The sequence below is a fragment of the Paenibacillus borealis genome (genome assembly GCF_000758665.1).
Taxonomy (GTDB): Bacteria; Bacillota; Bacilli; order Paenibacillales; family Paenibacillaceae; genus Paenibacillus_AQ; species Paenibacillus_AQ borealis.
Window position 1 is genome coordinate 1,805,872 of record NZ_CP009285.1, and the last position, 11,565, is coordinate 1,817,436.

The window sequence follows — 11,565 nt, forward strand, 5'->3', positions numbered from 1 at the left end:
AGTGATAAAGTTAATTGCATGTAATCACCACTAAACACATAGGGATTATCTAAATTGAGAACGGGGGCACGAAATGAGCGAGGTATACCGGCAGGCCGAAGGGAAGGATGCACAGCAGCTGCTGGACGTAACCTATCGTGCCTATCAGCTGATCCGCGAGCTTGGGCTGCATTGGCCGGCGGCAACAGCGGATCTGGCTTTAATTGAGGATAACATCGCCACCAATGAGTGTTATGTGCTGGAGATTGACGGCAACGTGGAGGCGACGATCACACTCTCGAAGAGTGGAGAGGTCAAGGCGGTAACCGATCTGCCTTTTGTGAAATGGTTCGCGGTGAATCCCGAGCGCAGCGGCAAAGGGTATGGCGGCAAGCTGCTGGACTGGGTGGAGGAGCATATTATTCACGGCAAGCTGGGTGCTTCTGCTGTGACCCTGGCTACGGCGCAGAAGCATCCCTGGCTGGTTCCGATGTATGAACGCCGGGGGTATGAACGGATTCTGGAGCTGGACGCGCAGAACGGTGACGGCATTATGTATTTGATGAGAAAGACACTTACCGCTCAACCATACTACAACCTAAAGGGGATAGAGAGATGAAGAAGACCATTTCGCTCACAACTGCATTGGCATTGACACTGGTGATTGCCGGCTGCGGTAACAATAACGCTGCGAACAGCAGCAACGGCGGGAATGTAGCGGAAGCTGCACCGCAGAGCAGTGCGGAGGCCACAACTGCAGCCGCAGAACCGGCAGAGGTCACTAAGATTGTGGTCGGTACAGGCACCGCTTTTCCTAATGTCTGCTTCATCGATGAGAATGGCAAGCTTACCGGGTTCGACGTTGAGCTGCTGAAGGAAATTGATACCCGTCTGCCGGAGTATGAGTTCGAATTCCAGACGATGGACTTCAGCAACCTGCTGCTGAGCCTTGAGACCAAGAAGATCGATCTGGTAGCCCATGTTATGGAGAAGAACCCGGAGCGGGAGCAGAAGTATTCTTTTAACAAAGAAGCTTATGCCCACTGGAGAAACCGCATTATTGTAGCCAAAGGCAATGATTCGATCCAGACACTGGACGATCTGCAAGGTAAAAAGGTGCTGACAGGCGCAACCAGCGCACAAGCGCAAATTCTCGAGAATTACAATAAGGAGCACGGCGCGGATTCGATCAAAATTGTCTATCAGAACGGTGCGGCCAATGACACGGTGAATCAGATTGAGACTGGGCGTGTAGATGCAACACTCGCTGCGGATTTCGTACTGCCGATTATTGATCCGCAGAGCAAGCTGCAGGCGGTTGGCGGCGAGCTGTCCTCTGCTGACATTCTGTATGTGTTCCGCAAGGATGATGCCCCGTCACAGAAGCTGTCGGATGCGATTGACGGAGTCATTGCGGAGCTGAAGACAGACGGCACGCTGGGTAAAATAAGCACGCAGTGGCTCGGAGCAGACGTCACTTCATCAGCAGTTCAATGACGAGGCTGCTGTTATAGCGGAGAAGGAGGGGCAGGATGGGTGCACCGTTTGATCTTAGTTTTGTATTCTCTTTTCTGCCTAAGCTGCTGACTACGCTGAGCACAACACTGCTGATCGTAGCCTGCTCGCTGCTGGCAGGTGTGATTGTCGGATTTATCATTGCCCTTCCCCGCCTGTACAAGGTGCCGGTCCTGAAGACCTTAGCCGAGGTGTACATCTCATTCTTCCGGGGAACGCCGATTCTGATTCAATTGTTCCTGTTCTATTACGGTCTGCCTGAGGTACTGAAGCTGGTAAATGTCGATATGACGCGGACGCCGGTGCTTGTATTCGTGATTCTGACCTACGGTCTGCATACGGGGGCGTTCATGTCGGAGATGATCCGCGCTTCGGTAACGGCTGTCGATAAAGGCCAGGTGGAAGCGGCCTACGCCACGGGGATGACCTCTTATCAGGCTTTTACCCGTATCGTATTGCCCCAGGCGCTGGGAATTGCGATTCCGGTATTCTCGAACCTGGTCATTGCGCTGCTGAAGGATACTTCGCTGGCGTTCACGCTTGGCGTGATGGAAATGACGGGTAAGGCGCAGACTTTGGGCAGCGTGACCCAGCATTTTATTGAAACCTATATTGCACTTGCACTTATCTATCTCGTAATCAGCTTTACTATCGAGAAGCTGCTGCTGGTGGCGGAGCACCGGCTCCTCAGGCATGAAGCCCAGGGCAGTCCGGTGAAGCGGAAATTCAGTCTGCAGAAAAAAGCGTCCTACCGCCATATCATTGCGGACATGGGACCGGGTAAAGGAGGCGGCGCGTAATGAAGCTGGACCCATCGTTTATCTGGACGGCGTTCCTGCAGATTCTGGGAGCCATTCCTACGACGCTGTATATCACGGTAGTCTCGGTACTGGCCGGCTTCGTAATTGGAATTATAGTGGCATTGATCCGGATTTATAAAGTACCTGTCCTGTATCCTATCGCGGTGGGGTATGTCACCTTCATCCGCGGTACCCCGATGCTGACCCATCTGCTGCTGATCTATTTCGGTCTGCCAATGATTATCGACGGGCTTGCTGTACAGTTCGGGTGGAGCTTCCGCTCGGTATCGATTCCGATGATCGGCTTCGCTTATATTTCCTTCTCGATCACGGCGGGGGCCTATATGTCCGAGGTGGTCCGTTCCGGCCTGCTGGCGGTGGACCGCGGTCAGATCGAAGCTGCCCATTCCATAGGGATGAGTACTCCCCAGGCGCTCCGGCGGATCGTATTCCCCCAGGCGCTGGCGGCGAGCCTGCCTAATCTGTCGAATTCCGTGATCGGAATGCTGCACGGGTCTACGCTTGCTTTTACCGTATCGGTCGTGGACATTAATGCCCAGGCGCAAATTGTAGCCTCAACGAACTGGAAATTCTTCGAAGCCTACCTGGCGGCGGCACTGATCTTCTGGGGGCTGACTTTCCTTATTGAACGGGTAACGGCCTTGATCGAGAAACGGATAAATCTGTATAACCGGGGTGGAGTCGCATGATTAAGCTGGCGAATATATCGAAGTCCTTCGGGCGCCATCAGGTGCTGAACAATATTGATCTTAAGGTGTCCAAAGGGGAGGTTGTGGTTATTCTCGGCCCCAGCGGCTCCGGCAAAACAACCCTGCTGCGCTGTGTGAATTATCTGGAGAAGCCAAGCGGCGGTGAAATCTCGATCGGTGAGTTCAAGCTGGACTGCCGGCATGCCCGCAAGAAGGAGATTCACCAGCTGCGGCAAAAAACGGCTATGGTCTTCCAGCAGTACAATCTGTTCCGCCACAAAACAGCGCTGGAGAATGTAATGGAAGGGCTGCTGATCGTCAAGAAGCTTCCGAAGGAGGAAGCTAGGAAGAGAAGCATCGCACTGCTGGAAAAGGTCGGCTTAGGAAGCAAGCTGGATGCTTATCCAAGCCAGCTGTCCGGCGGCCAGCAGCAGCGGGTTGGCATTGCCCGGGCGCTGGCGCTTGAGCCGGAAGTGATTCTGTTCGACGAGCCAACCTCTGCACTCGATCCGGAGCTGGTAGGCGAAGTGCTTGCGGTGATCCGCAAAATTGCCAAGGAAGGCATCACGATGATTGTGGTGACGCATGAGATGGGTTTTGCCCGCGATGTGGCGAATCATGTGGTGTTCATGGACGGCGGCGTGATTGTCGAAGAAGGCACACCCACCGAGGTGTTCAACCATCCACGTGAAGAACGAACGAAGCAGTTCCTGAAGCGGATTACACCGGAGCTGAACTATTCCATCTAGGAGGCATAACTATGGCAATTACAATCAGCGTATTGGACCAAAGTCCGATTTATCCCGGGGAGACGCCGGAAGAGGCCTTCCAGCATACGGTCCAGCTGGCGCAGCTGTCGGAGCGTCTCGGCTTCCGCCGGTTCTGGGTATCCGAGCATCATGATTCCGAGCAGGTGGCCGGTTCTTCCCCGGAGGTGCTGATCGCGCATCTGCTGGCTAAGACGGAGAAGATCCGGATCGGCTCCGGCGGAATAATGCTTCAGCATTACAGCCCGTATAAGGTTGCGGAGAACTTCAACGTGCTGGCTTCGCTGGCGCCGGGCCGTGTAGACCTGGGCGTCGGGCGCGCTCCAGGCGGGCTGCCGCGCAGTACGCAGGCGCTGCAGCAGGGAGACGGCGAAGCCCCTTCGTTGACCGATAAAATCATACAGCTGGAGAAATATGTACATAACCGGCTGGAGGAGGATCATCCGCTCGCCGGGCTGAAGGCTGGCCCGCTGCCCGGAACTCCGCCGCAGCTGTATGTACTGGGGGCCAGTGTCGCCAGTGCCGAAATCGCAGCAGAGCTGGGGCTGCCGTATGTATTCTCTTTGTTCATCGGCGGCGATCAGGCCGTGGCCCTGGAAGCGGTGCGTGCTTACCGCAGCGGCTTCAATACAAGCAGCGGCAAAGAGCCGCAGGTGATCATCGCACTGGCTGTAATTGTGGCCGATACGGAAGAGGAGGCCAAAGAGCTGGGCGGAGCGCATAAGCTGATCCGCATTCAGCTGGCCAGCGGGAAGAAGCTGACAGTAGCCACCCGTGAGCAGGCAGAGGAGTTCACGCGGCAGAGCACGGAGCCTTACACCCTGGAAGAACGGGAGCCTGAGGTTACGAAAGGAACGAAGGAATCGGTCCGCGAACAGCTGCTGGCGTTGGCGGAGGCCTCCGGCGTAGAGGAGTTCATCGTCACAACCAACGTGCAGCCCTTCGATAAGCGTCTGCGTTCTTTCGAGCTGCTGAGTGAGGCGCTGGCTGAAGTGCCGGCGGAGGCCTCATCATGACAAGCGAAGCCGCAGAATCCGCTGCACAGGCAGTACATGAACTAGCATGGAAAGATAGATTGGCCCAGATCCGCCGTCATCTGCACCGGCATCCTGAACTATCTAATGAAGAATATGAAACTAGCGAATATATAACCTCACTGCTCAAGCAGGCGGGCGTGAAGATAGTGGATTACGGGCTGAAGACCGGAGTGATTGCCGAGATCGGCGGCTTGCAGGACGGTCCGGTGATTGCCCTTCGGGCCGATATTGATGCACTGCCGATTCAGGAAGAAACCGGGCTGCCTTATGCCTCGCTGCATCACGGCAGAATGCATGCCTGCGGGCATGACTTTCATACCGCGGCGCTGCTGGGGGCGGTTTATCAGCTGAAGGAGCAGGAGAGCCGCCTGAAAGGAACCGTGCGCTTATTGTTCCAGCCTGCCGAGGAGAAGGCCAAAGGCGCGCAGCAGATCATCGCTGCCGGAGGGCTGGAGAATGTCCGCGCGGTCATCGGGATGCATAATAAGCCAGATCTGCCGGTAGGAACATTCGGCATTAAGGAAGGGCCGCTGATGGCTGCCGCTGACGGTTTCATAGCGGAGGTCCGCGGGTTCGGAACCCATGCGGCAGTGCCGGAGGCCGGTATAGACCCTATAGTGGCGGCCTCGCATATCGTTACGGCGCTGCAATCCATCGTCAGCCGGAATGTGAGCAGCCTGAACAGTGCCGTCATCAGCGTTACGCAGATTCACAGCGGGAACTCGTGGAATATCATTCCGGAAACAGCGGTGCTGGAAGGGACGATCCGCTCTTTCGATGAAACGGTGCGCGGCACGGTGCTGAAACGGTTTGAAGAGGTAGTAGCAGGCGTTGCAGCCGCCTTGGGTGCCGAGGCCAGCGTGCGCTGGATTGGCGGACCGCCGCCGGTTATCAATGATGCGCTGCTGGCCCGGCTGGGAGAAGAAACGGCTGCGAACCTGGGCTATACCTCCGTGAAGCCGGTGCCCTCACCGGCCGGGGAGGATTTCGCCTTCTACCAGCAGGCGGTTCCCGGTTTATTTGTCTTCACCGGCACGGCCGGAAGCCGGGAATGGCATCATCCGGCGTTCGATCTGGACGAAGCGGCCTTGCCTGTGGGAGCAGCGTTCTTCAGCGATCTGGCGGTACGTGTACTTGAGCATCTCTCGGCTGAAGGGGGTGCGGATCATAGCTGACCATCCCGTATATGATGTAATTATTGTCGGCGCAGGCTCGATGGGCATGAGTGCAGGCTATCATCTGGCCCGGCGCGGCGTGAGGACGCTGCTGATCGATGCCTTTGATCCGCCGCATACCGAAGGAAGCCATCACGGGGAGACCCGGCTGATCCGGCATGCCTACAGCGGAGATCCGGCCTATATTGACCTGGCGCTTCGTGCCCAGGTGCTATGGGAAGAGGCAGAAGCGGAGAGCGGGACGGAGCTGCTTGTTCCTTCGGGCGTGCTCAATCTGGCAGACAGCGGCGTGTATTCCTTCGCCGGCCGCCTAGCGGAAGCGCAGAAGCGGAAGGTCCGGGCCGAGCAGCTGGATGCGGAGGAGATCCTCCGCCGCTGGCCGGCGCTGAAGCTCCCGGAATCCTTCGAGGCGATGTATGAGCCGGATGCGGGTTACCTCTACAGCGAGCGGTGCGTAACAGCCTACCGGCAGCTTGCGCTGGCTCATGGTGCGGAGCTGCTGACGAATACACCCGTGCTGAATGTGACGGCCCGCGAAGGCAGTGTCACCGTTCACACGAAGAACGGTGAGTATCATGGAGCGGCTGCTGTTCTCAGCGCCGGCGCCTGGTTTAGTTCATTGTCGCCCTTTGTCAGCCTGCCGATTAAGGCCATCCGCAAGGTAGTAGGCTGGTTTGGGAGTACGCCGGATTTCGAGGCCGGGAAGTTCCCCGGCTTCACGCTGGGTGCTGAAGAAGGCGGGTTCTACGGCTTCCCCGGTATTGGCGGGTCGGGACTGAAGATCGGCCGTCATGACACTGGCGAGGAATGGAAGCCTGGCGAACCGCTGAAACCGTTCGGCAGTCTGGAGAGCGATGAAGGCGACCTCCGCCGCGTGCTGGAGGCTTATATGCCTGGCGCAGCAGGGAAGCTGCTTAAAGGCTCCGTCTGTAAATATGAGCATACGCCGGATGAGGATTTCATTATTGACCGCCACCCGGTCTACAGCAATGTGCTGCTGGCTGGAGGCTTCTCGGGGCATGGCTTCAAGTTCTCCAGTGTAGTCGGAGAGATCCTCGCAGATTTGGCTGTGCAGGGAAATACGAGGCAGAATATTGCGCCGTTTGCGCTGTCACGCTTCAATACCGGGCCTGACCAGCCACCATCGAAACTTACATTGGAGGGAATCTAAATGAGCAGTGTGGAGCTGACGGACTATTTGAATACGCACGGTCAACTGGTGCAGGCGCTGGAAGGCTTATCCGATGAGCAGCTGAAGTGGAAGGCAGAACCGTCCAGCTGGAGTGTAACCGAGGTACTGGCACATTTGGCTGACCACAGCATCGTGGTCTCTTTCCGTATCCGTGATATTCTGGCAGATACGAAGGTGCAGCTCCCGGCGTTCAATCAGGATGCCTGGGTCAGCGGACAGCACAGTAATCAGGGGAACGCCGCAGACAGCCTGGAGCTGTTCCGCAGCCTGCTGCAATACAATAGTCTTCTGCTCGGAAGGCTGAGTGCCGGTGATTGGGAGAAAAGCGGGATTAACTTTAAGGGGGAAACGGTGAGGATTGCCGATATCGTCCGCAGCTTCACCGCCCATGTGCAGACCCATCTGGCCCAGATCGAGCGGATTAAGCGGGGAGCGCAGGCCGTACTCTCTGCACAGCAAGCCGCTCTGTAATTAATACACAATCTTGAGGAGGAATGAACATGACTAAACCGAGACAATTGAAGCTGGGAGCACTGCTGCACGGTGTTGGAGGAAGCACCTCCATGTGGCGACATCCCGATGCGAAGCCTGATGCCAGTGTGAATTTTGAGTTATACAAGGAATGGGTGCGCAAAGCAGAGGAAGGCAAGCTGGATCTGATCTTCATTGCAGATGGTCTGTTCATCAACGAGAAATCGATCCCTCATTTCCTCAACCGATTCGAGCCGCTGACGATTCTTAGTGCACTGGCAGCGGTCAGCAGCCGCATTGGTCTAGTGGGAACCTTGTCCACCTCCTACAGTGAACCGTTTACTGTGGCCCGGCAATTCGGCTCACTGGATGTCATCAGCGGGGGGCGGGCCGGCTGGAATGTGGTGACCTCACCGCTCGAAGGCTCTGCGCTCAATTACAGCAAGAAGGAGCATCCGGACCATGGCAAACGGTACCGTATCGCTGCTGAATATCTGGAGGTAGCGCGCGGGCTGTGGGATTCCTGGGAGGATGATGCGTTTGTCCGCAATAAGGAGACAGGCGTCTTCTTCGATCCGGAGAAAGTGCACACGCTCGATCACCAGGGTGAATTCTTCTCTGTAAAGGGACCGCTCAATATCGCCCGCTCGAAGCAGGGGCAGCCGGTTATTTTCCAGGCAGGGTCCTCAGAGGTCGGCAAAGATTATGCATCAGGCGTAGCGGATGCTGTCTTCACGGGTCATGACACGCTGGAGTCCGCTCAGGAATTCTATAAGGATGTGAAAACCCGCGTAGCTTCATTCGGGCGCAATCCCGAAGAAGTGCTGATCTTCCCTGGAATAGCACCGATTCTGGGAGCTACCCCTGAGGAAGCGGAACGCAAATACCAGGAGGTTGCCGGTCTGGTGACGATCGAGAATGCGCTGAACTATCTGGGCCGCTTCTTCGAGCATCATGATTTCTCGCAGTATCCGCTGGATGAGCCTTTCCCGGATGTCGGTGATCTGGGCCGGAACAGCTTCCAGAGCGGCACGGACAAAATCAAAAAGGATGCCAGGGAACAGGGCTTAACCCTGCGGCAGGTGGCCTTGCAGTCTGCAACACCGCGCAGCAGCTTCATCGGAACTCCGGAGCAGGTGGCCGATCAGATTCAGGCCTGGTTCGAGGCCGGTGCAGCGGACGGCTTCATGCTGGCGGCAGCTGTACCAAATGGTCTGGAGGAATTCGTAGATCTGGTCGTTCCGATTCTACAGGAACGCGGACTGTTCCGTACCGAATACGAAAGCGATACGCTGCGGGGGAATCTCGGTCTGCCTATTCCAGAGAACCGTTATACTAAGGCTTCCGAACCGGCAGGGCAGGTGTGACAGAAATGCGGTACAGTGCAGTGAATCCGGAACCGGATATTGAAGCCATGATGAAGTATGCCGGTGAACTGGAGGCGGAGCTGATTGCGATCCGCCGTGATCTGCACAGCCACCCGGAGCTGCTCTACGATGTTGCCCGTACTTCAGGCAAGGTTGCCGCTCTGCTGGAGTCATGGGGAATTGAGGTGCGGCGGAATGTGGGCCGGCATTTCGGGATGGGAGTTACCGGGACGCTCCGGGGAACGGCAGGGAGCGGGCCGGTGATTCTGCTGCGGGCGGATATGGACGCGCTGCCGATTAGTGAGCTGAATGAGCTGGACTATAAGTCCAGGAATCCCGGCGTAATGCATGCCTGCGGACATGATGCCCATACGGCAATGCTGCTGGGCGCCGCCCGGACGCTGGCGGCATTCCGCCATCAGCTGAGCGGCACGGTGATCTTCGTCTTTCAGCCGGCGGAGGAAGGCGCAAGCCGCAGTCCGCTGGATGGCCGCCTCCTCTCCGGCGGCAGAGATATGATCGAGGACGGCATCCTGGAGGGAGTGGATCAGTGTTATGGGCTGCATGTGATGCCGGAGCTTGCCGTTGGAACGCTGGGTATACATCCCCGGTATGCCATGGCTGCCTCCAGCCATTTCACCGTGAAGTTCCGGGGCACCGCCGGACATCACAGCGCGCCGCATGAAGCGGTCGACGCTATCCAGATGGCAGCACGGTTTGTGGCCGAAGCCAACGGGCTGATGGCCAATGGGATTAATCCGTCGGAAGCAGCGGTGCTGGCCTTCGGGACATTGCGGGCCGGTACGGCGATCAATGTCATTGCTGAGCACAGTGAGCTGACCGGCACCTTCAGGGCTTTCTCGAAATCAACCGTCAGCCGGATTACGGAAGGGCTGAAGCGTCACGCGGCAGCAATTGCTGAAGCCTATGGCGGCAGCAGCAGCCTGGAGCTGCGCGAAGGTATCGCTGTGGTGAACGATGCCTTCGCAGTTCAGCAGATGCTTGCGGCAGCGCGCAAGGTGCTGGGAGATGAGCAGGCGTATCTGTTGGAGCAGCCGAGCCTGGCCGGGGAGGATTTCGGCTGGTATCTCGATCAGGTGCCTGGAGCGTTTGCCTTTATCGGCTGCGGCAATGCGGGACAGGGAATTACGCATGCGCTCCACCAGCCCCTGTTCAACATTGATGAGGCCGTGCTGGTACATGGCGCCAGAGTATTGGTGAGGCTTGCTGCACAGGACTTTTAAAGCAGAAATAGTACAGAAAAAGGTTGTTCCTCGGCCAATAAAGGCACCGGGAACAACCTTTTATTGTTCAGTAAGAATAGTTAAGCGTCCTTGTTCAGGTAATTGCCCGGACGGTTTGTCTTTCCACAATGGAGTGGGTACAGATTTGACTCTCCGCAGGCTCTCCCGTTTCAATCATACTGATCAGCTTCTCGGAAGCGATCATTCCAATGTCATATAGCGGCTGACGCACGGTAGTCAATGGCGGATTAACCATCCGGGCTAACCGGAGATCGTCGTATCCCATGATGGAGATATCTTCAGGGACATTCATTCCATGCTTCGTAACTACCGAGAGGGCACCAATCGCCATCTCGTCACTGGCAGCGAAGACAGCAGTAATCTCAGGCGTTCTCCGTAATATGGCTTCCATGGCTCTGCAGCCGCTTTCGTATGAAAAGTCTCCGTATACGAGGTAACGGCTCGCAAAGGGAATGCCGTGTGCTTCCAGCGCTTTGCGGTATCCTTCAACCCGCGGAGTTCCGGCGATGGGATCGCCCTTGGTTCCGCTGATCATACTGATGCTGCAGTGGCCTTTGGTGATCAGATAATCGACAGCGTCATAGGCCGCCTGATAATCATCAACCTTCACATAAGGGACATTGGCATAATCCGTTTGGGAAGAGACCAGTACCACTGGAACCTTCATGCTCTCCAGCATGTCATAATACTCTTGCTTGAGCACTTCACTGGAAAAAATAATCCCGTCAACCTGCTTCTCGCGCAGAAGCTGCAGATACTTCAGCGTACGTTTACCGTCCTGATCGGTATTGCAGACCATCACACTATAATTGCGGTCATGGACGAATTCGTCGATTCCGTGGAGCAGATCAGAGGAGAAGGTGCTCGACACATCAGGAAATAATACGCCGATGGTTTGGGTACGCTTGTTAATCAGTCCGCGGGCGATAGCGTTCGGCTGATATTTAAGCTCTTTGATGGTCTGATCTACCTTTTGCTTCGTTTTATCTGAATATCCGCCCAGGTTATGCAGAACCCGTGAGACGGTGGCAATGGATACGTTCGCCTTTTGGGCAACATCTTTGATTGTGGGATTCATATAATCTCCTACCTACCGCTTAGCAGTAAATTAACATTCTCATTCTCATTTCTAAAGTTAAAAAGGTAAACGCTTACTGAAAATATAAGGCCTTGCTTTTTCTTTGTCAACCGAATTAAAAATTCCGAAAAATAAGCATTGACAAGGAAAAATAAACAGGATAACTTTTATGGTAAACGTTTACGTTATACGAATTTAAGGTTGTGGAA

At 55.8% G+C, this 11,565-nt stretch carries 12 protein-coding genes; 11 read left to right on the top strand and 1 reads right to left on the bottom strand.

The annotated features are described in order from the left end of the window. Positions 1–73 precede the first annotated feature (73 nt). From PBOR_RS07735 to PBOR_RS07785, 11 genes are read left to right on the top strand one after another with little or no spacing between them, the layout of a single operon-like run. Positions 74–598 carry a GNAT family N-acetyltransferase gene (locus tag PBOR_RS07735; RefSeq protein WP_042211168.1) on the top strand — a complete coding sequence of 175 codons (525 nt, stop codon included), beginning with the start codon at positions 74–76 and terminating at the stop codon, positions 596–598. Next, entirely contained in the window at positions 595–1,476 is an 882-nt protein-coding gene (locus PBOR_RS07740; protein ID WP_042211169.1) for a transporter substrate-binding domain-containing protein, read from the top strand. The genes PBOR_RS07735 and PBOR_RS07740 overlap by 4 nt, the downstream gene beginning before the upstream one ends. A gap of 35 nt (positions 1,477–1,511) precedes the next feature. Next, positions 1,512–2,294 (top strand): amino acid ABC transporter permease, encoded by a 783-nt coding sequence (locus PBOR_RS07745; protein ID WP_042211170.1) that lies wholly within the window; start codon positions 1,512–1,514, stop codon positions 2,292–2,294. Next, complete coding sequence (locus PBOR_RS07750; RefSeq protein WP_042211171.1) at positions 2,294–3,004, top strand: amino acid ABC transporter permease; 711 nt, start codon at positions 2,294–2,296, stop codon at positions 3,002–3,004. The genes PBOR_RS07745 and PBOR_RS07750 overlap by 1 nt, the downstream gene beginning before the upstream one ends. Then, entirely contained in the window at positions 3,001–3,753 is a 753-nt protein-coding gene (locus PBOR_RS07755) for an amino acid ABC transporter ATP-binding protein (protein ID WP_042211172.1), read from the top strand. The genes PBOR_RS07750 and PBOR_RS07755 overlap by 4 nt, the downstream gene beginning before the upstream one ends. A gap of 11 nt (positions 3,754–3,764) precedes the next feature. Beyond that, on the top strand, positions 3,765–4,787 hold the full coding sequence (locus tag PBOR_RS07760; RefSeq protein WP_042211173.1) for an LLM class flavin-dependent oxidoreductase: 1,023 nt from the start codon (positions 3,765–3,767) through the stop codon (positions 4,785–4,787). After that, positions 4,784–5,983 carry an amidohydrolase gene (locus PBOR_RS07765; protein WP_042211174.1) on the top strand — a complete coding sequence of 400 codons (1,200 nt, stop codon included), beginning with the start codon at positions 4,784–4,786 and terminating at the stop codon, positions 5,981–5,983. Before PBOR_RS07760 ends, PBOR_RS07765 begins: the two co-directional genes overlap by 4 nt. Further along, on the top strand, positions 5,976–7,154 hold the full coding sequence (gene solA / locus PBOR_RS07770) for an N-methyl-L-tryptophan oxidase (RefSeq protein WP_081972338.1): 1,179 nt from the start codon (positions 5,976–5,978) through the stop codon (positions 7,152–7,154). The genes PBOR_RS07765 and solA overlap by 8 nt, the downstream gene beginning before the upstream one ends. After that, entirely contained in the window at positions 7,155–7,646 is a 492-nt protein-coding gene (locus tag PBOR_RS07775) for a DinB family protein (RefSeq protein WP_042211175.1), read from the top strand. It begins immediately after the preceding gene. A gap of 29 nt (positions 7,647–7,675) precedes the next feature. Further along, positions 7,676–9,013, top strand: coding sequence for an LLM class flavin-dependent oxidoreductase (locus tag PBOR_RS07780; RefSeq protein WP_042211176.1), 1,338 nt, complete (start codon positions 7,676–7,678; stop codon positions 9,011–9,013). Positions 9,014–9,018: 5 nt separating this feature from the next. Then, positions 9,019–10,257, top strand: a complete 1,239-nt coding sequence (locus PBOR_RS07785) for a M20 metallopeptidase family protein (RefSeq protein WP_052429370.1) — start codon at positions 9,019–9,021, stop codon at positions 10,255–10,257. Positions 10,258–10,351: 94 nt separating this feature from the next. On the opposite strand, the gene PBOR_RS07790 is transcribed toward PBOR_RS07785, so the two are convergent. After that, positions 10,352–11,356, bottom strand: coding sequence for a LacI family DNA-binding transcriptional regulator (locus PBOR_RS07790; protein ID WP_042211177.1), 1,005 nt, complete (start codon positions 11,354–11,356; stop codon positions 10,352–10,354). Between the last annotated feature and the right edge of the window lie 209 nt (positions 11,357–11,565).

Bases quoted from the DNA above. Each gene is read 5' to 3' on its own strand.
- PBOR_RS07735 (WP_042211168.1), top strand. From the start codon at position 74: ATGAGCGAGGTATACCGGCAGGCCGAAGGGAAGGATGCACAGCAGCTG.
- PBOR_RS07740 (WP_042211169.1), top strand. From the start codon at position 595: ATGAAGAAGACCATTTCGCTCACAACTGCATTGGCATTGACACTGGTG.
- PBOR_RS07745 (WP_042211170.1), top strand. From the start codon at position 1,512: ATGGGTGCACCGTTTGATCTTAGTTTTGTATTCTCTTTTCTGCCTAAG.
- PBOR_RS07750 (WP_042211171.1), top strand. From the start codon at position 2,294: ATGAAGCTGGACCCATCGTTTATCTGGACGGCGTTCCTGCAGATTCTG.
- PBOR_RS07755 (WP_042211172.1), top strand. From the start codon at position 3,001: ATGATTAAGCTGGCGAATATATCGAAGTCCTTCGGGCGCCATCAGGTG.
- PBOR_RS07760 (WP_042211173.1), top strand. From the start codon at position 3,765: ATGGCAATTACAATCAGCGTATTGGACCAAAGTCCGATTTATCCCGGG.
- PBOR_RS07765 (WP_042211174.1), top strand. From the start codon at position 4,784: ATGACAAGCGAAGCCGCAGAATCCGCTGCACAGGCAGTACATGAACTA.
- PBOR_RS07775 (WP_042211175.1), top strand. From the start codon at position 7,155: ATGAGCAGTGTGGAGCTGACGGACTATTTGAATACGCACGGTCAACTG.
- PBOR_RS07780 (WP_042211176.1), top strand. From the start codon at position 7,676: ATGACTAAACCGAGACAATTGAAGCTGGGAGCACTGCTGCACGGTGTT.
- PBOR_RS07785 (WP_052429370.1), top strand. From the start codon at position 9,019: ATGCGGTACAGTGCAGTGAATCCGGAACCGGATATTGAAGCCATGATG.
- PBOR_RS07790 (WP_042211177.1), bottom strand. From the start codon at position 11,356: ATGAATCCCACAATCAAAGATGTTGCCCAAAAGGCGAACGTATCCATT.